The sequence below is a fragment of the Variovorax sp. EBFNA2 genome, assembly GCF_033802765.1.
In the GTDB taxonomy this organism is placed as follows: domain Bacteria; phylum Pseudomonadota; class Gammaproteobacteria; order Burkholderiales; family Burkholderiaceae_C; genus Variovorax; species Variovorax paradoxus_H.
Map to the genome: position 1 here is coordinate 713499 of NZ_CP138496.1, position 23965 is coordinate 737463.

The following is a 23965-nucleotide window of genomic DNA, read 5'->3' on the forward strand; positions in this document are numbered from 1 at the left end:
GGCGGGTCGTCCTCGGTGCGGGCTCAGCGCTTGTGGTCGGCAGATGACTCGGACGGTGCGGCCGGCGGCAGCAACTCGGCCTTCACGGCGACGGGTGCGGTGCCCGAAGGCACCTGGACCTGCTCTTCAGGTGTTTCGCCACCGTAGTCGTTGAGCGTGGTGAAATTCACCCGGATCGCTTCAGGCGCCTTCACTGCGTTCAACGGATAGCTGACTTCGCCGAGCGGCGGCACCATGTCGGCATTGATCTTCTGCTGGCCATCGTTGATGTTCAGCGCCGTGAACGTGACGTGGTACGCCGACGGATTGGCGACCCGGAGCACCGCGCCCTGGCCCTGCGACGCGGGGCTGACGACCCACCGCAACTGCGTGCGCGCTTCCTCGGGCTTGCCCGGAAGCCGCGCCGGCCGGTAGAACAGCTTGATGCGGCTGCGAACCGCGATCTGAAGGACGTTCTCGTCCTTCGACCGCTCGGGAATCTCCTTCACGTTGAGCCAGAACACCGACTCGCGATCGGCCGGCAACTCGCCGGCCACGCGCATGATGCGCAGGATGTTCTCCATGCCCGGATCGAGTCGCGACAGCGGCGGTGTGACGAGCAGCGGGGTCTTGTTGTGGCCTTCGCCCGCGTCGATCCAGGTCTGGACCACGTAGGGCGAGGTGCTGGTGTTCTTCACCGGAATGGAGGCTTCGCGGTCCTTCTCGCCCAGGATCACGCGCGTGCCGCTGAGCGTGATGCCCGCACTGGCCGGCCATTGGAGGCCGAACGTCAGCAGGAGGGCAAAGGACCCCCGGAGGCAGGTCTTGCTGCACATAGACGAAATTCCTTGGCGCATTCAGGTCTCAGGTGCGCAAAACGCGCGCATCCCGTCGCGCCGGCGCACGGTCAAGTGCAGTCGAGGCGTGGGCGAAAGAAAGTGGGGGTGACGCCCACCACGGCGCGTTGCGCAAGTGGTGGTGCCTGGGTGAGGCGCCGCGTCGGCCGAAGCGAATGATTTCGGCCGGCGGCGAAGGCCGCGCCTGCGGCGATTACTTGTAGGCGATGGTGAACTGCGCGACCGAGTTGGCCGGACCGACCGTCACGGCCGAGCGGGTTGCCACATACGCTGCCTGGAACTTGAGTGCGTTGTCACCCTGGCCCAACGTGTAGACAGCCGACGGCGAGCCGAGCGGGATCTTCGTGCCGGCGGAGTCGCCGAGCTCGATCGCCACGCCGCTCGCGGCGCCGACGCCGACTTGCCCGGCGTTGGCCAAACGCAGATTGCTTGCGTCGTCGAGGTCGGCGGTGCCGGTGAAGGTCACGGTCGCGCCTTTGGCGGTGGCGCCGCAACCCAGCAGGTCGATACTGAACTTGGCCGGTGTGGACTTCTTGCCAGCGACTGCGGTGCCGGCGGTGGCACCGTCGAACACGGTGCGCGAGACCTTGCCCAGCGCCACGGTCAGGTTCTGGCTGCCCGGTGCGATCGAGCACAGCGTGTCGACGATTTCACCGGTGAAGTTGACGGTGCCATCGGCGGCCAGAGCGCCTTGCGAGAGAACCATGGTGGCCGCGACTGCCGCTGCCTTGAAGAAACTACCCTTTTGCATCTGATTTCCCTGAATCTTTAAGAATGAATAACGCATTGCCTTTTGTAGGGCGGGCGGAGTCTATTTCTTAAATGTCAGGGGTGAAATAAAGAATTTGCAGTAATTAACTCTGGTTGTTGTTGGTCGCTTTTTCTTGTGAATAAATGGTGACATATTTCATGGGTGATACGCGTTTGCGCATATTTCGTATATCGCAGAAAGAAAACGTATGAAATTGATTGCTTCTTGTTCGTTGAGGCTTTTTTTCCACTAGGGCAAGGCAATGAATTTGAATTGCAATTGTTAATTGGAGGTTTGGATGCGCGGGTGGCAGGCCGAGTTGGTCCTTTCCCGTGAGGCTGTGGATCGCCCCAGCGCGCGGGTGACGGTTGACGCGGCCCCCACGCAGGCGGTGTCCGCACGCTTCATGGACGGCCAGGGGCGGGCGCAAGCCATCGATGCCACGCAATGGCATGCGATCGGCCAGCACGGCGGCACGTTGACGCTGCTGGCGTCCGCGGCACCTGCGACCGGAGGCGCGTCGGCCGCGCTGGTGACCGTCGCCTACGACTGACGGTACAGGGCAGCGCCTTCGCGGAAGGCGCCGGCTGCCGCCATTGCGTCCACGCCGACGTTCTCCATGTCGAAGCGTGAGATCGGCAGCGTCTGGCTCTGGCTGTGGCGCATGGCCACTTGCAGGCGGAATTCCTTGGGCGTCATGCCCTTGATCTTCAGGAAGCGCCGGTTGAAGTTGGCGATGTTGTTGAACCCCGCGGCGTAGCAGATGCTCGAGATCTGCTGGTCGCTTTCCATGAGCAACTGGCAGGCCTTGCCGACGCGCAGCCGGTTCGCGAAATCGGTGAACGAGACCTTGGTGCATTGACCGAACAGGCGCGAGAAGCTGCCCTGGCTGATGCCCGCGTGGTCGCAAACACTCGGCGCCGACAGCGGTTGGTCCAGGTGCAGGCGGATGTAGGCGACGGCCCTGGCGATGGCATCGACCGTTTCCGCACGGCCCCTGACCGGCAGCCAGCCTGAAGAGAGCACGCGCTGGCTCTTGCACCGCACGAGCCGGCTCAGCAGCCGAAGGAACTCGGCGAACCGCTCCGGCCCCTCGCAGGTCTGCATGCGGTCGAAGTGCTCTCGCACGCTGTCGCTGATGCCGAGGAACTCGACGCCGTAGCGTGCCTTCTCCAGCAGCGGGGCGGCTTCCTGGAGTTCGTTGAACACCTCCATGCCCTTGCGCAGCGGCGCGTCTGCAAATTGAAGGGCCTGGCTGCGCAGTTCGACACCCTCGGAGGGGAGGTTGTGCGAAACCCAGTTGTGCGGCAGCCGCGGACCGGTGAGCACGAGGTGCCCGGGCTCGAAGCGCCCGACATGGTCTCCGACGAAGGCCCAGCCCCGGGTGTCCGCGATCAGGTGCAGTTCGTATTCGTCGTGGCAGTGCCAGCGTTCCAGCGGCGACGGGCTGCCGTGCTGCAGGCAATGCAGAAAGCCGCGCGGGCCCGAGGGCGCGGGGCCGCTCTGCAGTGAACGCACGAAACTGTGCTCGACTTCCGGCGCGGGATTGCGGCGCACGCCTTGCGGCATGGCGGTCCTCATGGCGAACGCGGCGCGGCAGCGCGCGGTGCGGTTGTTGTCTCGAGTCCTGGCATCGGACGCTCCTCCTTCGCATGTCTTGGGATGGGCAGCGGGCCCTCGGCATCGCGGGGGGCGAGCAGGTGACCTTCAAGACGCTATTGGGGCGGAGCTTCGTAAATAAAAAGTAAACAATCAAAAGAGATGACGAAACACTCGCAATGCAAACAACTGTCGGCGCGCGCGCGCCGACCGCCGTCGCGGCAGGCGGCGGCTCGAACGGCTCTGGCAGCGGCTCAGGCGGAGAGTGCGGCGGGAGACGACGCGTCGGCGCGGTGCTGCGCCAGCGCCTGCGCAATGGCCTGCATCAGTTCGCCGTTGAGGAACGGCTTGCGCAGGATGCGCGTGTTCGGCGGCACGCCGTGGCGGCGCGCGAGGAGATCGGAGGGGAGGCCCGAGATCAGCACCACGGGGACGTGGGGATGGAGGCGTTGCACGTCGCGCATCAGCTGCAGGCCGTCGCCGCCGGGCCCCAGGCTGACGTCGGACAGCACCAGGTCGAAGGCCTGGGCCTGGAGCGCCGCAGACGCGTCCGTCGAGGACGCCACCGCCTGCACCCGCGCACCGCGCTCCTTCAGGAATTCGAAGGTGGCGTCGCGCACATCGGCGTCGTCGTCCACCAGCAGCACGCACATCTGCGCGAGCGACAACGCGGGCGGCGGCGGTGCGCACGCCGGCGCGGAATTCGGCGGGGCTTCGGGCAGGGCCAGCGTGAAGGTCGTGCCCTGGCCGACCACGCTCTGCACGCGGATGTCGCCGCCGGACTGCTTGACGAAACCGTACACGATGCTCAGGCCGAGTCCGCTGCCCTCGTTCCGCTTGGTCGAGAAGAACGGCTCGAAGATGCGCTCCAGCACATGGGGCGGCATGCCGCTGCCCGTGTCGCTGATGCGGATTTCGACCGTCGCGCTCCCGGGGGCGTTGACTGCCACGCCTTGCACGGCAGAGCGCAGTGCGCTGTGCAGGGTGAGCACACCGCCCCGCGGCATGGCGGCACCGCCGTTCAGTGCGAGGTTGAGGATCGCATTCTCGAGCTGCCCGCCGTCGACCAGCACACAGGCCCCGTCGGCCTGCAGATCGAGTTCGACGCGGATGTCCTGCCCCAGCGAGTAGGCGACGAGGTCCTGGAGCCCTGCAAGCATCTGGTCGACATCGAGTACCTCGACGCGCAGCGTCTGCCGGCGGGCAAAAGCCAGCAGGCGCGTCGTGAGCACGGCACCGCGCTCCGAGGCGCGGAACGCGCGGTCCACGATGCGGCGCATGTCAGGCGACAGGTCGTCGCGCGCTTGCAGCAGCTGCAGGTTGCTGAAGACCGCCGCGAGCAGGTTGTTGAAGTCGTGCGCCACGCCGCCCGTGAGCTGGCCCAGCACTTCCATCTTCTGCGTCTGCCGCACCTGCCGTTCGAGGGCGCGGCTCTCGCTCTGGTCGCTGTACAGCGTGACGAAGCCGCCGGCCGGCATGGAATGGTTGCGCACGGCCAGGACCTGGCCGTTGTCGAGCAGGTGGTCTTCGCGCCGCCGCTGCGCATCGGGCGGCCCCAGCAGGTCGACGGCGGGGCGGCCGTCGGCCAGGGGCGGCAGCGCGCTGCGCAACGCGTCGAGCGTTGCGCCCGTATGCACCGCCTGCGAGGGAAGGTGCAGCAGCGTGGCGAATCGCGGGTTCCAGGCCACGAGCCGGCCTTCGGCGTCGAAGGCTCCCAGGCCGTCGTCGATGCTGTCGAGCACCGTGCGCAGCAGCCGCCGCTGTTCGGAGATGTCGGCGCCCATCCGGCGCATCGACAGCGTGTTTTCGCGGAACACGTTGAACGCACCGATGAGCGCGCCGACCTCGTCGTCGCGCTTCGACACATCGGGCTGTGCGCTCGCATTGCCGTGCGACAGCTCCGTGATGGCAGAGGTGACACGGGTCAGGTCGCGCAGCGAATCCCGCAGGTTCCAGAACCCGAGCAGCAGCGCGGCGGCGGCCACCAGCAGCGCGAAGGTGACGGCAATGAGCCCCGAACGGACGATCAGGCTCACCGAGTGCTCGCGCGACGACACCTCGGCGCTGAGCATTGCCACGTGGCGATCGACCGAGCGCGTGAGTTCGTCCGACAGCATGCGCGTTGAAGTGAGCAGCAGGGTCTTGCGGTCGCGCAAGGCAAGGTGCTGCCTGCGCAGCGCGAAGATGCTGTCGGCGAGTTCGGCGATCTGCGCGCGAACCGCCGGATCGACGCGCAAGGCGTTGCCCGAACGGGCGTCGGCCAGGTACACCCGCTCGGCTTCATCCAGGTCGAGCGTGTTGTGGGCGTACAAGGCGACGCGCAGCAGCAGCAGCGAATGGCCGGCCGCGTACCTGGGACGCTCGGGCATGTCGGCGATGTGGTGTTCCAGCTGGCTCAGCGCATGAATGCGTCCGCGGCCTTCTTCGCGCAGCGCGAGGTCCCGCCGCTTGAATTCGATCAGGTCGTCCAGCACCACCTGCATCGAACTCAGCACCTTCGGGATGCCGGTGGCCGCTCCGCTGGCCGCTGGCAACTGCGCCGCAAGCGCCCGCGCTTCGTCCTGGCGTTTCAGCAACTCGGCCTTCTCCTGGTTGAGCCGCGCCGAGATCGACATTTCCGCCACGTAGGGCGCCGCCGCCGCAAGGTGCGTGACCCGTTCCGACAGCGCGAGCGACTTCACCACGGACGGCAGGATGCGCTCGTCGAAGCCCTGGATCGCGGCCTTGGCGTTGAACAGCGCCACCATGGCCACTGCGGCCAGAACCAGCGTGGTGATGGCCAGGACGCCGAAGGTCAGGATCCAGCGATCGCGCAGGCTGCGCGATCGCAAGCCCTGGGGCGCCAGAGAGGAGAAGAAGCGAGCGCTCATGGGTCAGTGCCTGGCGGTGGCCGCCTCAGCAGCGAACCACGTTCGCTGCAAAGCGGTAGCCCGCGCCGCGCTCCGTGCAGATGAAGCGCGGGTTGTCCGGGTCGTCCTCGATCTTGCGGCGCAACCGCGACACCAGCACGTCGATCGTGCGGCTCACGGCATCCGACTGGGCGCTGCGCGTCTTGAGCAGCAACTGCTCGCGGTCGATGACCCGGTTCGCATGCAGCACGAAGACCTCGAGCAAGGCGAACTCGCCGTGGGTCAGGTCGCAGGGCGAGCCGTCGCTGCGCAGCAGCTCGCGGGCGGTGATGTTGAGGGTCCAGTCGCCGAACAGGTAGCGCTCGTGGCTCAGCCGGTCGGCGCGCAGCGAGCGCGGCATGCCGGTGCCGGCCGAGCGGCGCAGCAGGGCGCGGATGCGCGCGATGAGTTCGCGGTTGTCGAAGGGCTTGGCGACGAAGTCGTCGACCGCGGTTTCCAAGCCCAGCACGCGATCGGCTGCCGTGCCCTGGCCCGTGAGGATGATGATCGGAATGCGCGAATGCGTGCGCAGCTGGCGCGCGAGCTCGATGCCGTCTTCCTTCTTCAGGCGCAGGTCGATGATCACGAGCGAGAACGCGCGCTGGTCGAGGCGCGCCGCCATGGCCAGGCCGTCCGGCACCGCCTGTGCCCGGAAGCCCGATGACTCGAGCAGGTCGACCAGCGTTTCGCAGACCTCGGGGTCGTCGTCGACCACGAGGATTTCGGGTTTCACTACATCAAGCATGGAATTCCAAAGGGCTGGGCGTTGTGCCAGCCATTCAGAATTTTTACAGACGTATCCGCACCAATTGATACTAAAGGGTGACACGCAACGTTTGTTGACGTCGTTCTGAGACTTAATCCCATCGCCGATTCACACTTGCATCGGCGGCGCCCCCTCCCGCCGCTGTCAGGGCGTTGGCGGCTCGACCGGCAGCGCCCGCTTGTGGGCGCTCTTGCGGTGTGTCGACAGGATCACCGCGCGCGCCGCGGCCGACACCGGCTTGCCTTCGAGGAAGTCGTCGATCTGCTCGTAGCTCACGCCGAAGGCATCTTCGTCGGGCTTGCCCGGCACCAGCGATTCGAGGTCGGCGGTGGGCACCTTGTAGACCAGCGCATCGGGCGCGCCGAGCAGCGCCGCCAGGGCGCGCACGCGGCGTTTGTTGAGGCCGGTGAGCGGCGTCACGTCGGCCGCGCCGTCACCGAACTTGGTAAAGAAACCCATGAGCGCTTCGGCCGCGTGGTCGGTGCCGATCACGAGGCCGTCCTGCGCGCCGGCCACTGCGAACTGCGCAATCATGCGCTGGCGCGCCTTGATGTTGCCGAGCACGAAGTCTTCGTGCGCTGCGTCGCGAAAGACCAGGTCGCCGGCGCGCAGCGCGGCCAGCATCGCATCGGCGGCGGGGCGGATGTCCACCGTCAGCAGGCGGTCGGGGCGGATCACCGCCAGGCCGGCCTGCGCCTCGGCCTCGTCGCGCTGCACGCCGTAGGGCAGGCGCATCGCGATGAAGGTGGCGTCGCGGCCCTCGGCGCGCAGCTTCTCGACCGCGCGTTGCGCGAGGCAGCCGGCGGTCAGCGAATCGACGCCGCCGCTGATGCCCAGCACCAGCGCCTTCAGGCCGGTGCTGCGCAGGTAGTCCGCGAGAAAGTCGGTGCGCCGCGCGAGTTCGGCGGCGGCATCGAAGAGGGGCGCCACGTGCAGGGCCGCGATGATCTCGCGTTGCGTGGCATCGACGGGAGAAAGGTCTGCAGTCATCTGAAGGGCCCTGGATGTGAGGAAGATCAGAAGTCCACCAGGCTGAGGCCGATGCTCAGCACGGTGCGCTTGCGGTTGTAGTCCACCAGCGTGTCGCCGTAGCCGTGGAACAGCTGCGTGTGGAAACGCAGGTTGCTCTTGGTCGGATCGCCGATGGCCTTCAGCCATTCGAGGCGCACCGAGCCGCGGCCGCTGTCGCGCAGGTTGTTGCGCACCGTGATGCCCAGCTGGTTGTCGCGGTTGAGGTTCCAGCGGCCCGTGACTTCGGCGCGGCCGATGTACTCGGAGATGTCGGGGTTGTCGTCTTTCGCGGCGCTTTCCGACATGCGCTGCCAGACGCGGCCCGTGATCGTGAAGCGGTCGTCGAGCTCGGCGCCGCCCATCAGGTACACGCGGTTCCAGCTGCGCGACAGCGGCAGGCTCTGGCCGTTCGACTGGTGCACGATGCCCACGCCCGTGTAGCGCCAGCGCCAGCCGCCGGGCAGCTTGAAGTCGGTCGGGTAGACATACATCAGCTCGGGCTCGTGGTCGGTGGTGCGAAACGGCCGCGAGATGTCGCCGTTGAACAGCTGCCACGTCGACAGCTGCGAGTAGGCGAACCACAGCGAGTCTTTCTTGACCGGGTCGTTCTGCGTGAGCATGCCCTGCGCGAGCTTGGTGCGCACCGACAGGCCGATGCGCATCTCGTTCGCCTGGTAGGCCACGGGCTCGGCCGTGTGGCCGGCCGACGGTGAGGTCGGCGGCTGGGGCTTGTCGGTGGCGGCCGAGGCCGACACCGTGAGCGGACGGTAGCCGCGGAAGCCGAAGGTGCCGCAGTCGGTGGCGTTCTCGAGTTCCCAGAAGCGCGACAGCGACGAGTACTGGCGGTCGCGGCAACCTTCGGTGGTGGCGACCGACACCACGCGCGTGGCCGGGATCGTGCCGTCCACCGGCGGCTGCGTGCTCGCGAGCACGGGCGGCGCGACGGGCACCGACACCGAGGGCAGTGTCTGCTGTTGCGACCAGCGGTCGTAGCAAGCCAGGCGCGCTTCGTTGTTCGCGCCGAGCGCGGCGCACTGCTGCCAGGTGAGCTGCGCGTCGGCCAGCGGACTGGCCGGCTTCTCGACGGCCTGTGCTTGCGCGGCAGATGCGGCGCCGAGGCACGCGGCCACGGCGGCGACGGTGCGCAGATTGAACAAGGAGGCAGGGTGTCGTCGTGTGGTCTTCATGGCTTTCCTTCCTGTGCGACGGTCTTGCGCAGCACGAACGGGTGCGTGCGCTCGGTCGCGGCATCGCGCCACGTGCCGCGGAACTCGCGGCCGCAGGCGCCCGGTTGCAGCGTGCCCGACCAGACGCCGCTGATGGCGCGGCCGTCCAGCGATTCGTCGATGGACAGCGCGCCCTCGTCGTCGACATCGCCCGCGAGCTGCGCGACGGTGGACTTCGTCGAGGCATCGGCGCGGCGCGTGATGGTGCCGCGCACGCCGGCGTATTCGGGGTGCTTGCCCAGCTGCACGACGGCCGCGCCGGGCAGGTCGTCGAAGCGGGCTTCCCACTGGCCGTACAGCGCCTGCAGCGGCAGCTCGCGTGCGTCGGCGGGGCAGTTGGGGTCGTGGCGCGGGGCCGCGCATCCGGCCGCGAGAACCGCGGTGAGCAACGCGATCGCCACCGTCGCCGTCATCCTCATGGCGTGGCGGCGGCCTTGGCCGCGCTGTCCAGCGCCTTGCGTGCGAACTCGGCGCGCAGCGCCTTCAGTTTCTCGCGCGGGTCTTCCTTGGTCGTGGCCTTGTCCAGGCCCATCTCGGCAATGAAGCGGCTCGGCATGCAGGGCACCATGTCGCGGCCCTGCTTGCGCTTCTTGGTCCAGCTCACGGCCAGGCTGCGCTGCGCGCGGGTGATGCCCACGTACATGAGGCGGCGCTCTTCCTGCAGGCGCTGCGTGGTTTCGTCGCTCACCACCTTCTGCCGGCCGTTGTCGTCGTCGAGCTTGAAAGGCAGCAGGCCCTCGGTCACGCCGATGAGCATCACATGCGGCCATTCGAGGCCCTTGGACGCATGCAGCGTCGAGAGTGTGACCACGTTCTGGTCTTGTTCGCGCTCGCTGATGGTCGACAGCAGCGAGATGGTCTGCGCCACCTCGAGCAGGCTCTTGTGCTCGTTCGGGTTGGTGTCGTCGGCGCCCGAGGCGTCGTCGAGCGAACCGCCGGCGCGTTGCGACATCCAGTCGACGAACTCCAGCACGTTGGTCCAGCGCGTGGCGGCTGCGGCCTCGCTGTCTTCGCCTTCGTAGAGATGGCGCTCGTAGTCGATCTCCTTGAGCCACTCGAGCATGAAGGCCCGCGAGGCTTCGGCGCCCATGGTGCGGCGCGCGCGGTATTCGAGGTCGTTGATGTAGCGGCCGAACTCGTGCACGCCGTCGAGCGTGCGCTTGGGAATCACGCTCGGCAGCGACGGGCTGAACAGCGCCGCGAACAGGCTCAGCTTGTACTGGCTCGCGAAGCTGCCCAGGCTGGCCAGCGTCGTGTGGCCGATGCCGCGCTTGGGCGTGGTGATGGCGCGCAGGAACGCCGGGTCGTCGTCGTTGTTCACCCACAGGCGAAACCAGCCGCACAGATCCTTGATTTCGGCGCGGTCGAAGAAGCTCTGGCCGCCCGACACCTTGTAGGGAATCTGCGCCTTGCGCAGTGCCTGCTCGAAGATGCGGGCCTGGTGGTTGGCGCGGTACAGGATCGCGAAGTCGCGGAACTCCTTGTACTGCTTGCCCTGCGAAACCACATCGCCCGCGCGCAGGCTGATGATGCGCGCTACCGTGCGCTCGGCCTCGTGCAGCTCGGTGTCGGCATCGACGATGCGCACCGGCTCGCCTTCACCGAGTTCCGAGAACAGCGTCTTCGGAAACAGCTTGGGGTTGGGGCCGATCACGTTGTTGGCCGCGCGAAGAATGGCGCTGGTGGAGCGGTAGTTCTGCTCCAGCTTGATGACCTTGAGCGTCGGGTAGTCGACCGGCAGCTTCTTCAGGTTGTCCAGCGTGGCGCCGCGCCAGCCGTAGATCGACTGGTCGTCGTCGCCCACGGCAGTGAACTGGCCGCGCTCGCCCGCCAAGGCCTTGAGCACTTCGTACTGCGTGGCGTTGGTGTCTTGGTATTCGTCGACGAGGATGTGGCCCAGCGCCGCCTGCCACTTGGCGCGCACCTCGGGGAACTCGTACAGCAGCTTCAGCGGCATGCCGATGAGGTCGTCGAAGTCCACGCTCTGGTAGGCCTGCAGCCGCTCTTCGTACTGGCCCATGATCTCGGCCGTGATGCGCTCGTTGTCGTCCACCGCGGCGGCCGCGGCCTGCGTGGCGTTCAGGCCCGTGTTCTTCCACTTGCTGATCGTCCACTGCCAGATGCGGGCGGTGGCGACGTCGACGGTGCCGCCGCAGTCTTTCAATATCTTGGTGACGTCGTCGCTGTCCAGGATGCTGAAGGCCTTCTTCAGGCCCAGCACGTGGCCGTCTTCGCGCATCATGCGCACGCCCAGTGCGTGGAAGGTGCACACGACCACCTTGCGCGCGTCGCGCCCGATCAGGTCTTTGGCGCGCTCGCGCATTTCGGCGGCCGCCTTGTTCGTGAAGGTGATGGCCGCGATGCGCTCGGGCTTCAGGCCCGACTGGATCAACCGGCCGATCTTGTGCGTGATCACGCGCGTCTTGCCCGAGCCCGCGCCTGCGAGCACCAGACAGGGACCGTGCATGTAGTTGACCGCTTCTTGCTGGGCGAGATTGAGACCGTGGGACATGGGGGAGGGGGAACCGGGAAAGCGAAAAGACGGGAAAGCAGGAGAGGCCGCAGGGCGCGACCGTCGCAAAGCGGGCAATGATACGGGGCCGGCTCCGGCCCCCTGTGTCAGCGGGCATCGCGCGGCCAAGGAGGACGACAATGCCGGTGTGCTGCCTGTTTTCCTTGTTACTTTTCCTTTCTTCGCCCTGATCGCGGCCGGCTATGCCGCCGCCCGCACCCGCATCCTGCCGCTGGAGGCGATTCCGGGGCTCAACACCTTCGTGCTGTATTTCGCGCTGCCCTGCATGCTGCTGCGCTTCGGCGCCGGCACGCCCATCGCGCAGCTGCTGGACGGCAGCGTGGCACTGATCTGGGGCATCTGCGCGCTGGCCGTGGTGGCGGGCGTGGTGCTGTTCACGCGCAATGCGCGCATCGGCTGGAACGACGCGGCTTTCGGCGCGCTGGTGGCGGCCTTTCCGAACACCGGCTTCATGGGCGTGCCGCTGCTGGTGGCGCTGCTGGGCGCGCAGGCGGCCGGGCCGATCATCATCACCATCGCGTTCGACCTCGTCGTGACCTCGTCGCTGTGCATCGCGCTGTCGCGGCTCGACGGTGCCGGCAGCGCAGGCCGCCAGGGCGCCACGCAGGCCGCGCGCAAGGCGCTGCGCGGCATCCTCGTGAACCCGATGCCCTGGTCGATCCTGCTGGGCGTGCTGCTGTCGGCCATGCGCTGGCAGCTGCCCGGGCCGGTCGAGCGCACGATCGCCATGCTGGCCGACGCGGCCTCGCCCGTGGCGCTCTTCACCATCGGCGCGGTGCTCGCGCGCTCGGCGCTGGTGGCGCGCGAGCACGGCGCCAGCGCCATGGTGGCGGCGGCGATGGGCACCGGCGCCGGGCCCGCGCCGAAGGCCCCGCTGGCCGATGTACTGCCTGTGGTGCTCGTGAAGCTGGTGCTGCATCCGCTGGCCGTCTGGGCGCTGGGGCGCGGCGCCATCGCGCTCGGGCTGCCGCTGGCACCGTCGGCGCTCGCGGTGATCGTGCTGGTCGCGGCGCTGCCGAGCGCGAGCAACGTGTCGATGCTGGCCGAGCGCTTCGGCGCCGACAACGGCCGCATCGCCCGCATCATCCTGTGGACGACGGTGGCGGCGTTCTTCACCTTCCCGGTGGCGGTCGGCGCGCTGCGCTGATCACTCGGTCAGCACGCCCAGCTTGTACGGGTCGGCGTCGGAGAGCCTTTCGCACTTCGAGAAATCGCGGCCCTGCGTGCCGTCGCAGTAGTAGGTGTTGTAGATGCGGCCGAACAGCGTCGGGCTGGCCGTGAAGAGCACGCCGTGGTCGGGCTGCCAGTTGTCCTTGGGTGTGGGCGCGGTGGTTTCGATCGGGTGCGCTGCTGCTGCGGCGGTGCCCGGGGCGGGCGTGAAGTCGGCCAGCGTCTTGCGGGCTTCCTCGCCGCGCCAGCGCACCGCCAGCTCGGCTGCGGTGGGGCGGGCGGCCACCGGCAACAGAATGCCGTTGACCTGCAGACCGTCTGCGAATCGGTGCGTCTTGCCAGCCAGGAACGCATACGCGCAGGCCGCCATGCAGTGGCCGCGCACCTCGGTCTGCACGCCGCTCTCGCGGATCGCGTCGGCATACGCGCCGGCGGCTTCGGCGGTGCCGCCGAACGAATCTTCGAACACCACGGTGCGCACCGTGCCGCTGCCCAAATGCTCGGTGAAGGCCTTGACCTTGCTGCCGTCGAGCGTACCCGAGACCACCAGCCGCCGACCCTGCAGTTCAAGCTCCGCCGCCCCTGCGGACCCTGCAAGGCACGCGAGCGAGACGGCGACAACACCGACCCCAGCCAGAAGAGACGACGAGTTCACGGCGACCTTTGCATCAAGCGAGCGGGCACGAACACACGCAGCCCCGGCGATGGAACCGCACAGGCACAGCTTGTGCAAGGCGGGGGGTACCGTCAACTCTTTTTGCAGTTTATTTCGGGGTATTCCCAGGGCATGCCTTAAGGCATACCGTGCGTTATCTCTTCAGATGAATGCTTGCGTATGCAGTTGCGCTGCTACAGTGGTTCCGAGTCCAAGGTGTGAATGGTGCAAATGTGAGGTCCAAGTGGGGGACGCGATGGCAATACTGGTTCGCATCCTGATGTGGTTGGCCTGGCTCGCTGCGGTGGGCTGGTTCTGGCATGTCGGCACGCTCGGCACGGGCGCCGCGCTCGCGCTGGCCGCGCTGAGCCTCGTCGTGTTCGCTTGGCCGAACAGCATTGCGCGGCGACGGCACAACGAGCTGCGCTACGTCGACATGGGCAAGGAGCCCACGGGCTACCACTGACGAGCGACGCGGCGCGTTCGTGCCGCGCATAGGACTTTGGTCCAATGCGCAACGACGCAGAGCTTCCTAGGATGGCGGCGCCTTACCGCCTTCCAGGAACTTCGCCGTGCCTCTTTTCCCTCTGCGTTTTCGTTTCGCCCGTCTTCTGCTGCTGTCCGTTCCGATGGCCGTGCTCGTCGCCTGTGGCGGCGGGGGAGACGGAGGTTCTGGCGTCGGCTTCCTGCCGAACAGCGGCACGGGCACCACGCCACCCGTCGCCACCACCCCACCCACGGCACCGCCCGATGCGCCCGACGACGGCGATGCCTTGCGCAATGCGCCCTGGGTCGAAGGCGTGTTCCGCGCCGCGAGTCTCTACAAGGATCGCTGCGCGGCACCACGCACCGGCACGGGCTACGACGGCAAGCCGTTCGCCGACAAGGCCGGCCGCACGGTCGATGAGAACAACTGGCTGCGCGCGTGGACCAACGACACCTACCTTTGGTACGACGAAGTCCCGGATCTGGACCCGGCGTTGTACGCCACGTCCGACTATTTCGACCTGCTCAAGACCCATCGCGCAACGCCTTCGGGCGCGCGCAAGGACCTGTTCCATTTCGCCTACGCCACCGATCGGTGGGAAGGGCTCTTGCACGGCGGCACGTCCGTCGACTATGGGGCAAAGTGGGCGTTTTTCGCCGACCGCCCGCCACGCGATCTGCTGGTGGCCTATGTGGAGCCCGGCTCCCCCGCAGCCGTGCCGGATGCCGGTTTGCGGCGCGGCGATCGGGTGCTCAAGATCAACGGCATCGATTTCGTGAACGACAACACGGTCGCAGGCATCGAGATCCTCAACGCGGGGCTTGCTCCCGCCGCGCCGGGGACGCGCACGCTTTTTACCGTTCGCGACGTCGTCAGCGGCATCGAGCGCGAGGTCGCGCTGACGGCCGCCGCCGTGACCTCGATGCCTGTCCAGAACGTCAAGGTCCTCCCGAACGCGGGCCGCAAGGTCGGCTACCTGCAGTTCAACGACCACATCGGAACGGCGGAGCTGCCACTGAAGACAGCCTTCGAGCAACTGCGCGCAGCGCAGCCCACCGAGTTGGTCGTCGACCTGCGCTACAACGGCGGCGGCTATCTGGACATGGCCAGCCAACTGGCTTTCATGGTCGCCGGCGAGGCGAAGACGCGCGACAAAGCCTTCGAGTCCCTGCGTTACAACAACAAGCACACCGAACGCGATCCGGTGTTTGGCGAGCCGCTCCTGCCCACGCCGTTTTGGGCCACGACCCTGGGCTTCCTTGCGCCCATCGACCCGCCCCAGCCACTGCCCAGCCTCGACCTGCGACGCGTCTACGTGCTCACGGGGCCCGACACCTGCTCGGCCAGCGAGGCGTTCATCAACGGCCTGCGCGGCATCGACATCGACGTGGTCCAGATCGGCGGCACCACCTGCGGCAAGCCCTACGGCTTCTATCCCCAGGACAACTGCGGCACCACCTACTTCAGCGTGCAGTTCCAGAGCGTGAACGCCAAGGGGTTCGGCGACTACCCGGACGGTCTCGCACCCACCTGCGCCATCCCCGACGATTTCGGCCATGCGCTCGGCGATCCGGCGGAGGCGCGCCTGGCCGCCGCGCTCTCGCACCAGGTCACGGGCGTCTGCCCTGCCGTGCCCGGCGGTCGCCTGGCCAAGAGCGCTGCCTCCGGCCCCGACGCGCCCTTGCTGCGCAAACCCGAAGGCCTGCGCAATCGCATCCTGCGTTCGCGCTGAGGCGCCTTCGCGCCTCGCTCAGATGCTGTGCGGGTCCACGTCCACCAGCCAGCGGATCACGCCCTTGCCCTCGGGCGTGCGCCGCAGCTCGTGCAGCAGCGGCTGCCAGGCGGCCAGCAGGCGTTGCAGCGCCGCGCGTGACGGGCTTTCGATGAGCATCTGCGCGCGCTCCACGTTCGCCACGCGCTGGATCGCCAGCGGCACCGCCGGGTAGCGCGTGACGAGGTCGGCGCCGGGCAGCGCCTCGGCCTTGTCGGCCGCGAGGTTCAAAAAGCCCTGTGCCACGGCCTGCTCGCGCGCGTCGGCGCGCAGCAGCGCCTGGAACGCAAAAGGCGGCATGGCGGCGGCCTGGCGCTCTTCGAGCTGCTGCTTGGCGAAGGCTTCGTAGTCGTGCCGGCGCAGCGCCGCGAACAGCGGGTGCGGCGCGTGGTGCGTCTGGATCCACATCTCGGCCTTGGTGCCTTGCGCCGCGAGGTAGGCGGCATCGCGGCCTGCGCGGCCGGCCGATTGCATCAAGAGGCTGAACAAGCGCTCGGGCGCGCGGAAGTCGCTGGAGAACAGCGCGCCGTCGGGGTTCACCGCGGCCACCAGCGTGATGCGGCGGAAGTCGTGGCCCTTGGCGATCATCTGTGTGCCGACGAGCACATCGACCTCGCCTGCGTGCACGGCCGCGAGCTGCGATTCGAGTGCGCCCTGTTTCTTGGTGCTGTCGGCGTCGATGCGCGCAATGCGCACCGCGCTGCCGTCGGCGTGCTTCACGGCGGCGAACAGCTCGGCCAGGTGCTCTTCGAGCCGCTCGGTGCCGCGGCCCACGGGCGCGATGTCGGGGTTGCCGCAGGCCGGGCAGGCGCGCGGCACGCGCTCGGTGAAACCGCAGTGGTGGCAGCGCAGCGTGCGGTCGATCTTGTGGAACACGCGGTACGCGCTGCAGTGCGGGCATTCGCTCTTCCAGCCGCAGTCGCCGCAGGCCAGCACCGGCGCATAGCCGCGCCGGTTCAGGAAGATCATGCTCTGCTCGCCGCGCGCGATGCGCTGGCCGATGGCGTCGAGCAGCGCGCCCGAGATCACCGTCTTCGGCGGCTGCAGGTTCATGTCGACCAGCCGCACCGCCGGCAGCGCGCCCGCGCCGATGCGCGAAGGCATGGCCAGCCGCACGTAGCGCCCGCCCGGGTCGTCGCCCTCGGGCGGCCGGCTCTGATGCCAGCTCTCGAGCGAGGGCGTGGCCGAGCCGAGGATCACCTTGGCTTTTTCGCGCTGGCCGCGCCACACGGCAAGGTCGCGTGCCGAGTAGCGCGCGCCTTCCTGCTGCTTGTAGCTGGGGTCGTGCTCTTCGTCGACCACGATGAGCTTGAGCCCCGGAATCGACGCGAACACCGCCATGCGTGTGCCCAGCACGATGCGCGCCGCGCCGCCGTGCGCCGCCAGCCAGCTCGCGAGCCGCTGCGGGTTGGTCATGCCGCTGTGCAGCGACACCACGGCCTCGTCGCCGAAGCGGGCCTTGAAGCGCGCTTCGAGCTGCGGCGTGAGGTTGATCTCGGGCACCATCACCAGCGCCTGCGCCTCGGGGTCGCGCGCGAGCAGGTCGGCCACGCAGCGCAGGTAGACCTCGGTCTTGCCGCTGCCGGTGCTGCCCACCAGCAGGAAGGTGCCGGTCTCGGCCTCGATGCGGGCCAGCGCGGCCGCCTGCTCTTCGGAGAGGGCGATCAGGTTCGCGGACTCGGCGGTCTCGGCCACCGGACCGGTCGTGGTCTTGCGCTTGAGGCGGCGCGCCAGCTGCGTCGTGCTCAGGTCGCGCAGCTGCGGCGGCAGGGCGGCCAGTGCGATCTCGCCGATCGAGCGCTGGTAGTAGCGCCCGGCAAAGGCCACGAGGTCGCGCCAGGCCTCGCCCAGCGGCGCCAGCGCGTCGAGCGCGGCGCCGACGGGTTTGAGCGCCATGTCGGGCTCGGCGCCTTCCAGCGAGGTCGGCTCGTTCCAGACCACGCCCAGCACTTCGCGCTTGCCCAGCGGCACCCGCACCAGCGTGCCCGGCACCAGCGGCTCGGCGCCGGCGTAGCTCAGCAGGTCACCCAAAGCAGCATGCGCGGGCGTCTGCACCGCGATGTCGAGCCGCCAGGGGAAACAAGCGTGTGGAGCCGGCGGCGCGCCGTCTGCGGACGGCGATTCGGCGGAGGGGCTGGGCGTCCTTTTTGGCAAGGTTTGTTAATGCGTTTTGGAGCAAGACCGCTTAAGTTGTTGATTTCACAGCGCTTTGGCGGTCATCCAGAGTTTCTGTGGATAACTTTGTTGACAAGACGGCTGGATGGTCGCCGAAGCCTTGATTTTCAAGGCTTCCGCTGGAATGCCCGGAAAAAAAGCAAAAATCAAACTCTATATAAATCAACCACTTAGCGTCGCTATTGGTTTAGGAGCAGAACGAACGCCCCCTCAGATAATCTTGCGCAGTGCAACACGCGTTTTGTGCATAAGTCGGGCGTCCGGGGCCGTTTTAGGGCTTGACAAACGCCGGCCGTCTGGCTTTTGGGGACGCTGAGTCTGCCAACCGGGCGGTCGGCAGATCACACTTGTGAACTCAGGCGCGCAGTGCGCGCGACTGGTCGTGCACCGCCTGAACCAGCGCCGACACGTGGTCGGGCGGCGTGAACTGGCTGATGCCGTGGCCCAGGTTGAAGATGTGCGTCGGGCCCGCCGTGGTGCGGTCGGTGTGGGGCTTGCCGAAAGCCTGCAGCACCTTGCCGACCTCGGCCTCGATGGCGGCGGGCGGGGCGAACAGCACGTTCGGGTCGATGTTGCCCTGGATCGCCTTGGCCTTGTCCTCGGCACCTTCGGCCACGAGGCGGCGTGCGGCCGCGAGGTTCACGGTCCAGTCGACGCCGAGCACTTCGCAGTCGAGCGCGCGCATGGCGCCGAGCCACAGGCCGCCGCCCTTGGTGAAGACGATGCGCGGCACCGGCTGGCCGTCGGGGCCGTTGCGCTTCAGGCCGGCGAGCACGCGTGCGGTGTAGGCCAGGCTGAATTCGTGGAAGGCGCCGTCGGCGAGCACGCCGCCCCAGCTGTCGAAGATCATCACGGCCTGTGCGCCGGCGTCGATCTGCGCGTTGAGGTACGCGGCCACCGAATCGGCATTGACCGCGAGGATGCGGTGCATCAGGTCGGGGCGGCCGTACAGCATGCTTTTGACGAGGCGGTAGTCGCTCGAGCCCGCGCCTTCGACCATGTAGCAGGCCAGCGTCCACGGGCTGCCCGAGAAGCCGATCAACGGCACGCGGCCGTTGAGCGCCTTGCGGATCGAGCCCACGGCGTCGAACACGTAGCGCAGCTTGTCCAGGTCGGGCACTTCGAGCGCGGCCACGGCCGCTTCGTCGCGCACCGGGCGCGCAAAGCGCGGGCCTTCGCCGGCCTCGAACGACAGGCCCAGGCCCATCGCGTCGGGCACCGTGAGGATGTCCGAGAACAGGATGGCCGCGTCGAGCGGGTAGCGCGCCAGCGGCTGCAGCGTGACCTCGGTGGCGTAGTCGGTGTTGGTGGCCAGCCCCATGAAGCTGCCGGCCTTGGCGCGCGTGGCAACGTATTCAGGAAGGTAGCGGCCGGCCTGGCGCATGAGCCAGACGGGCGTGTGATCGGTGGCCTGGCGCCAGCAGGCCCGCAGGAAGGTGTCGTTTTGCAAAGGGGCGAAAGGCATGGCCCGATTGTCGCAGGGCCCCCGCGGGCCGGCCGGCGGCGGTTCAGACGGCGGGCACGCGGCCCGCGTCGGCCAGATCGACGTTGCGGCGGTACAGCACCAGCGTGGCGATCAGGCCGCAGGCCGCGGCGGCGGTCATCCACAGGCCCGGTGCGCCCTTGTCGCCCGTCATCTCGATCAGCCCTGTGGCAATGGCCGGCGTGAAGCCACCGAACAGCGCCGTGGCAAGGCTGTAAGCCAGCGAGAAGCCGGCGGTGCGCACGCTGACCGGCATCACCTCGGTGAGCGCCACCACCATCGCGCCGTTGTAGCTGGCGTAAAGGAACGACAGCCACAGCTCGACCTCGAGCATGCGCGCAAAGCTCGGCGCACCGACGAGCCACTTGAGCGAGGGGTAGGCCGTGAGGATGGTCAGCACGGTGAACAGGACGAGCAGCGGCTTGCGCCCCACGCGGTCCGACAGCGAGCCCATGATCGGCAGCCAGATGAAGTTCGAGAGGGCCACGCACAGCGTGACGATGAGCGCGTCGGTGGTGCTCAGGTGCAGCACGGCCTTGCCGAAGGTGGGCGTGTAGACGGTGATCAGGTAGAACGACACGGTGGTCATCGACACCAGCATCATCCCGGCGACCACGAGGCCCCAGTTGGCGACCATCGAGCGGAAGATCTCGCGCGCGTCGGGGCGGTGCTTGCGCGCCATGAACGCCTCGGTCTCCTGCAGCGAGCGGCGGATGATGAACAGCACCGGCACGATCAGGCAGCCGACGAAGAAGGGCACGCGCCAGTAGAAGTCGCCGATTTCCTGGGAGGTGAAGGTCACATTGAGCCAGTAGCCGAGCGCGGCCGCCACGACGATGGCGACTTGCTGGCTGGCCGACTGCCAGCTCACGTAGAAGCCCTTGCGGCCCGGCGTGGCCATCTCCGACAGGTAGACCGACACCCCGCCCAGTTCCACGCCGGCCGAGAAGCCCTGCAGCAGCCGGCCGACCAGCACCAGCAGCGGCGCGATGACGCCGAGGGTCGCGTAGCTGGGCACGCAGGCAATGAGCAAGGTGCCGACGGCCATCAGCGCGAGCGTGACGATCAGGCCCTTGCGGCGGCCCACGCGGTCGACGTACGCGCCGAGAAAAATGGCGCCCAGCGGCCGCATCAGGAAGCCCGCACCGAAGGTCATGAAGGTCAGCATCAGCGACGCGAACTCGTTGCCCGCGGGGAAGAAGGCCTTCGAGATCTGCGTGGCGTAGAAGCCGAACAGGAAGAAGTCGAACATCTCCATGAAGTTGCCGCCGGTCACGCGCAGGACGGTGGCGAATTTCGAGGAGGTCTGCGCGTGGGCGGGCGCGGAAGTCATGGTGTGTCCCCTGGGGCGATGTTGTGGGCCCAAGGGTAGGTCGGGGTTCCCGACCGGGACCTGACGAGGGGAGTCAGGTAGCTGTCAATGCGCCCTGTCAATCTCCCCCGCACCCGTTGCGCTGGAGCACGGGCAGCAACTGCGGCCCCAGCGACTTCAGCAGCTGGGTCGGCAGCGCGCTCGTGAATCGGTAGCGCGCGGCATAGGGCTCGTGCACATAAGCCATGATGGTGCCGAAGTAGCGGTCGCCGATCATGAACACGAAGGTGGCCGAGCGGTCGATCTTGCGCTGCGAGATCACCCGTCCGCCGCGGTCGGTTTGCTCGTAGCGATGGTCGCCGGTGCCGGTCTTGCCGCCGATCTCGAGGGCCCGGCCGTTCTCGTCCGTGAGCGCGCCCTTCAAGCGCCGCGCCGTGCCGTCGGTCACCACATCGACCAGCGCGCGCTGCAGCGTCGCGGTCACCTCGGTGGGCAGCACCCTTTCGGCGCTCGCGTTGTGCGGCTCCAGCCGTGTCTCGTAGGGCGTGTCGCGCGCGAAGTGCAATGCGCCGACCCGCTGCGTGGGCAGCCGCACGCCGTCGTTCGCGATGATGCCCATCAGCTCCGCCAGCGCGGCCGGCCGGTCGCCCGACGCGCCGATCGCGCTCGCATACGACGGCGTCAGCGATGCGAACGGGTAGCCCACGCGCTGCCACGAGCGATGAATCTGCGCGAAGGCGTCGAGCTCGATCAGCTCGCGCACGCGCTTGTCCTGCGCGCCCTTGTGGCGCGTCTTGAAGAGCCAGGCATAGACCTCCTGGCGTTCGCTCGCACTGGCATCCAGCACCTCGGTCAGCGAGGCGCCGGGGTGCGTCCGCAGGAAGCCGACCAGCCAGAGCTCCAGCGGATGCACGCGCGCGACGTAGCCGCGATCGGCCAGCGACAGGTTGGCGTAGGTGCTGCGCAGCGCCCCCAGTGCGCGCGGCGAGTCGGCGCCGCGGCCCAGCCGCTGCACCAGAAGCGCGTCGAGCCGCGCGTCGTCGGCCTCGGGCTCGATGGTGAACAGCACGCTCGCCAGGCGCGGCGCCGACGGTCTCAGGTCGCGCAGCAGCAGCGCTTCGGCCTCCGTGGCCGACAGGCGCTGGTACTTGCGATGGAAGCGGACGAGGAAGGCCGAGCCCTCGCGATCGGCAAAGCGCGCGAGCATTTCGCGTCGGCGCGGGTCGGCAGGGTCCTTCAGCAGGCGCTCGGCATCCGACGCACCGCCGAACATGCGGTGGCGTACCAGGTCGCGCATCAGGCGGATGAACACCAGGTTGACCGAATGCCTGAAGCCCTCCCGCACCGTCATCGAACTGCTGTTGCGCGAGCGCTCGAAGTTCTCGAACTGGTGCAGGCCGCCGCCCGTGAAGAAGGACTCGCCCGGGTTCGCCGAATACTTGCGCTCCATGGCCGCCTCGAGCATCGGCGCAAGGCGGCGATCCTTGGCTCGCAGCAGGTATTGCCGCGCCCACGCGCCCAGCGGGTCGCGCGGGTTCGGCGCCAGCGCCGACAGCTGGGCGGGGCTCAGGTCAACCCAGCCCGCGTGCAGCTCGGCCACGAGCTCGAGGTAGCTCACCAGCGTGCGCAGCTTGGCGGTCGAGCCGAGGTCCAGCCGCGCGCCCTGGTTCACGTCGAAGGGCTGGTCGATGTTGTCGGCCTGAACGCGCAGCAGGTTCGCCCCGGCGCTGCGTTCGAACAGCGTGAAGCTGTAGACCAGCGGGCTCGGGTCGGCACCCGGGTCGAGCAGGTGGGCGCCGTACAGCCCTGCCGCCTTCGCCGCGGCGGGTGTCCGCAGGCCCGCCAGCACCTGCGCCACGAGCGCCTGCGCTTCGCCGTCCAGGCTGCTCTCGGCCTCGAGGTCGAGGCGCTCCAGGTCGTAGGCGCGCGGCACGTCGAGCAGCGTGGCGATGTGGGTGCGCAGCGCGCTCGCGGCCTTGCGCTGCACGAAGTCGGGCCGGGGCGTGGGCGGCAGCGGGGGCTGCAGGTGCAAGGGCAGCGGCAGCGCCGCATCGCGCAGCGCGGGCGTGATCAGGCCTGCCTCGGCCATCAGCCGCAGGTAGCTGTCGGTCAGCCGCGCCAGGCCGGCGCCGTCGCCCAGCAGGTGCTGCGACGGGCGGCGCTGCGCGATCATCAGCGACAGCGCCTGCTTGAAGGCCTCGGCCTGCTGCCGGAGCGCTTCGTCCGTGGGCGCTGCCTCTTCCGCGCTGTCGGCGAGCAGGCGGTTGACTTCACCGAAGTCGCGTCCGTACCAGGCCCACAGGCCATCGCCCAGGCCGTGCACCTCGCCCAGGCCCGGGCGCGCGGCCAGGGGCACGGTGTCGAGGTAGTCGACGACGATCTGGCGGCGCCGCGCCAGCGTGTCGTCACCGTCCTGGTAGGCGCGCAGCGAGGCCGACGCCATCTGGCGCAGCTTCTCGCCGACCGACCCGGTGCGGCCTTGCGGCGAATGGCGGTACTTCTCGAGCTGGGTGGCCAGCGTGCTGCCGCCCGTCGCCGACTGGCCCAGGCCGACCGCGCGCAGCGCCTGCTCGAGCGCCGCCTTCGCGAAGCGTTCCGGATCGATCGCGGGGTTGCGCTGCAGCGGCTGCGCGTCCAGCAGGTGGCGGTCCTCGACGAACAGCAGGGCGCTCACCAGCAGCGGCGGCACTTCTTCGAAGCGCTCGTAGGCGCGCTTCGGCACGCGCGTGTGCAGCAGCGCCGCATCGCGGCAGTCGCGCACGGTCAGGCCTGCCTGGTTTTTCTCGCGGTAGGGCGCAAAGAGCCCGTGTTCCTGCAGCTCGATCAGCCGCGGCGACATGCGCGCCTGGCGGGTGACGGCATAGCCCTGTGGCTTCAGGCGTTCGATGTAGCCGGGAAGCTGGTGATAGCCCAGCCGTTCGTCGTAGGGTCCGTTGCGGGGAAAGCGGATGGCATCGCTGGCACCGGCGTCGACGCTGAAGTTGGCACCGCTGGCAAGGTCGCGCCACAGGGCCGATTGCAGCCGGGAGGTCTTCAACTCGTTCGCCACGAGCGCGGCAAGCGTTCCCCCCACGGCGAGTCCAGCGCCGACCCAGAAAAGCGTCTTGAACCTTCTTGTCATGCTCGCCTCGCGAACAGTCCGCACCGTGGGTTCGTCAGTGACGATAATGCGCTTTTTGCGGCGATTTGGCTGCTGCCCGAATGAACCGGCCGACGGGTTCGACGCGGGAGGGGCGAGCGGGGCCGGGCACGGACGCGCCCGTTTCCAGGCCTGGACACAGCGCGGCTGTGTCATCGAGGAC

At 68.2% G+C, this 23965-nt stretch carries 18 protein-coding genes; 4 read left to right on the top strand and 14 right to left on the bottom strand.

Annotated features, from left to right (window positions below; translation table 11 throughout):
• Positions 1 to 23: 23 nt before the first annotated feature.
• Positions 24 to 815, bottom strand: a complete 792-nt coding sequence (locus RZE79_RS03180; RefSeq protein ID WP_319358980.1) for a molecular chaperone — start codon at positions 813 to 815, stop codon at positions 24 to 26.
• Between the two features lie 214 nt (positions 816 to 1029).
• Positions 1030 to 1587 carry a fimbrial protein gene (locus RZE79_RS03185; protein WP_319358981.1) on the bottom strand — a complete coding sequence of 186 codons (558 nt, stop codon included), beginning with the start codon at positions 1585 to 1587 and terminating at the stop codon, positions 1030 to 1032.
• Between the two features lie 340 nt (positions 1588 to 1927).
• On the opposite strand from RZE79_RS03185, the gene RZE79_RS03190 reads away from it, so the two are divergent.
• Positions 1928 to 2140, top strand: coding sequence for a hypothetical protein (locus RZE79_RS03190; RefSeq protein WP_319358982.1), 213 nt, complete (start codon positions 1928 to 1930; stop codon positions 2138 to 2140).
• Here the strand turns inward: RZE79_RS03190 and RZE79_RS03195 are convergent.
• The 7 genes from RZE79_RS03195 to RZE79_RS03225 all read right to left on the bottom strand — a co-directional run bounded on the left by RZE79_RS03195 (position 2131) and on the right by RZE79_RS03225 (position 11589).
• Complete coding sequence (locus RZE79_RS03195; protein ID WP_319358983.1) at positions 2131 to 3168, bottom strand: AraC family transcriptional regulator; 1038 nt, start codon at positions 3166 to 3168, stop codon at positions 2131 to 2133. The two genes, RZE79_RS03190 and RZE79_RS03195, sit on opposite strands and share 10 nt — an antisense overlap.
• 272 nt (positions 3169 to 3440) lie before the next feature.
• Complete coding sequence (locus RZE79_RS03200) at positions 3441 to 6056, bottom strand: ATP-binding protein (protein WP_319358984.1); 2616 nt, start codon at positions 6054 to 6056, stop codon at positions 3441 to 3443.
• Positions 6057 to 6081: 25 nt separating this feature from the next.
• Complete coding sequence (locus RZE79_RS03205; RefSeq protein ID WP_319358985.1) at positions 6082 to 6807, bottom strand: response regulator transcription factor; 726 nt, start codon at positions 6805 to 6807, stop codon at positions 6082 to 6084.
• A 177-nt stretch (positions 6808 to 6984) separates the two neighbouring features.
• A complete protein-coding gene (gene nadE, locus RZE79_RS03210) occupies positions 6985 to 7830 on the bottom strand; it encodes an ammonia-dependent NAD(+) synthetase (RefSeq protein ID WP_319358986.1) in 846 nt (281 codons plus the stop codon).
• Positions 7831 to 7856: 26 nt separating this feature from the next.
• Complete coding sequence (locus tag RZE79_RS03215; protein ID WP_153280805.1) at positions 7857 to 9038, bottom strand: phospholipase A; 1182 nt, start codon at positions 9036 to 9038, stop codon at positions 7857 to 7859.
• Positions 9035 to 9496, bottom strand: coding sequence for a hypothetical protein (locus tag RZE79_RS03220; protein ID WP_153280804.1), 462 nt, complete (start codon positions 9494 to 9496; stop codon positions 9035 to 9037). The genes RZE79_RS03215 and RZE79_RS03220 overlap by 4 nt, the downstream gene beginning before the upstream one ends.
• Entirely contained in the window at positions 9493 to 11589 is a 2097-nt protein-coding gene (locus tag RZE79_RS03225) for a UvrD-helicase domain-containing protein (protein ID WP_319358987.1), read from the bottom strand. The genes RZE79_RS03220 and RZE79_RS03225 overlap by 4 nt, the downstream gene beginning before the upstream one ends.
• Before the next feature lie 148 nt (positions 11590 to 11737).
• Here RZE79_RS03225 and RZE79_RS03230 point away from each other — a divergent pair, with 148 nt between their 5' ends.
• Entirely contained in the window at positions 11738 to 12757 is a 1020-nt protein-coding gene (locus tag RZE79_RS03230) for an AEC family transporter (RefSeq protein WP_319358988.1), read from the top strand.
• Here RZE79_RS03230 and RZE79_RS03235 read toward each other — a convergent pair whose 3' ends face one another.
• Complete coding sequence (locus tag RZE79_RS03235) at positions 12758 to 13435, bottom strand: hypothetical protein (RefSeq protein WP_319358989.1); 678 nt, start codon at positions 13433 to 13435, stop codon at positions 12758 to 12760.
• 256 nt (positions 13436 to 13691) lie between these two features.
• On the opposite strand from RZE79_RS03235, the gene RZE79_RS03240 reads away from it, so the two are divergent.
• Together RZE79_RS03240 and RZE79_RS03245 are read left to right on the top strand one after the other, a co-directional pair.
• Entirely contained in the window at positions 13692 to 13901 is a 210-nt protein-coding gene (locus tag RZE79_RS03240; protein WP_319358990.1) for a hypothetical protein, read from the top strand.
• A 106-nt stretch (positions 13902 to 14007) separates the two neighbouring features.
• Entirely contained in the window at positions 14008 to 15654 is a 1647-nt protein-coding gene (locus RZE79_RS03245; protein ID WP_319358991.1) for a S41 family peptidase, read from the top strand.
• An 18-nt stretch (positions 15655 to 15672) separates the two neighbouring features.
• On the opposite strand, the gene priA is transcribed toward RZE79_RS03245, so the two are convergent.
• From priA to RZE79_RS03265, 4 genes are all read right to left on the bottom strand, one after another.
• Positions 15673 to 17748 (bottom strand): primosomal protein N', encoded by a 2076-nt coding sequence (gene priA, locus RZE79_RS03250; protein WP_319358992.1) that lies wholly within the window; start codon positions 17746 to 17748, stop codon positions 15673 to 15675.
• Positions 17749 to 18223: 475 nt separating this feature from the next.
• A complete protein-coding gene (hemE, locus tag RZE79_RS03255) occupies positions 18224 to 19333 on the bottom strand; it encodes a uroporphyrinogen decarboxylase (RefSeq protein WP_319358993.1) in 1110 nt (369 codons plus the stop codon).
• Between the two features lie 43 nt (positions 19334 to 19376).
• Positions 19377 to 20684, bottom strand: a complete 1308-nt coding sequence (locus RZE79_RS03260) for an MFS transporter (RefSeq protein WP_319358994.1) — start codon at positions 20682 to 20684, stop codon at positions 19377 to 19379.
• 97 nt (positions 20685 to 20781) lie between these two features.
• Positions 20782 to 23784 carry a transglycosylase domain-containing protein gene (locus tag RZE79_RS03265; protein ID WP_373696532.1) on the bottom strand — a complete coding sequence of 1001 codons (3003 nt, stop codon included), beginning with the start codon at positions 23782 to 23784 and terminating at the stop codon, positions 20782 to 20784.
• Positions 23785 to 23965: the final 181 nt, after the last annotated feature.

What these genes read in the sequence shown, in the direction of transcription:
- RZE79_RS03180 (WP_319358980.1), bottom strand. Translation starts at nt 815, where the DNA reads ATGTGCAGCAAGACCTGCCTCCGGGGGTCCTTTGCCCTCCTGCTGACG.
- RZE79_RS03185 (WP_319358981.1), bottom strand. Translation starts at nt 1,587, where the DNA reads ATGCAAAAGGGTAGTTTCTTCAAGGCAGCGGCAGTCGCGGCCACCATG.
- RZE79_RS03195 (WP_319358983.1), bottom strand. Translation starts at nt 3,168, where the DNA reads ATGAGGACCGCCATGCCGCAAGGCGTGCGCCGCAATCCCGCGCCGGAA.
- RZE79_RS03200 (WP_319358984.1), bottom strand. Translation starts at nt 6,056, where the DNA reads ATGAGCGCTCGCTTCTTCTCCTCTCTGGCGCCCCAGGGCTTGCGATCG.
- nadE (WP_319358986.1), bottom strand. Translation starts at nt 7,830, where the DNA reads ATGACTGCAGACCTTTCTCCCGTCGATGCCACGCAACGCGAGATCATC.
- RZE79_RS03215 (WP_153280805.1), bottom strand. Translation starts at nt 9,038, where the DNA reads ATGAAGACCACACGACGACACCCTGCCTCCTTGTTCAATCTGCGCACC.
- RZE79_RS03220 (WP_153280804.1), bottom strand. Translation starts at nt 9,496, where the DNA reads ATGAGGATGACGGCGACGGTGGCGATCGCGTTGCTCACCGCGGTTCTC.
- RZE79_RS03225 (WP_319358987.1), bottom strand. Translation starts at nt 11,589, where the DNA reads ATGTCCCACGGTCTCAATCTCGCCCAGCAAGAAGCGGTCAACTACATG.
- RZE79_RS03240 (WP_319358990.1), top strand. Translation starts at nt 13,692, where the DNA reads ATGGCAATACTGGTTCGCATCCTGATGTGGTTGGCCTGGCTCGCTGCG.
- hemE (WP_319358993.1), bottom strand. Translation starts at nt 19,333, where the DNA reads ATGCCTTTCGCCCCTTTGCAAAACGACACCTTCCTGCGGGCCTGCTGG.
- RZE79_RS03260 (WP_319358994.1), bottom strand. Translation starts at nt 20,684, where the DNA reads ATGACTTCCGCGCCCGCCCACGCGCAGACCTCCTCGAAATTCGCCACC.
- RZE79_RS03265 (WP_373696532.1), bottom strand. Translation starts at nt 23,784, where the DNA reads ATGACAAGAAGGTTCAAGACGCTTTTCTGGGTCGGCGCTGGACTCGCC.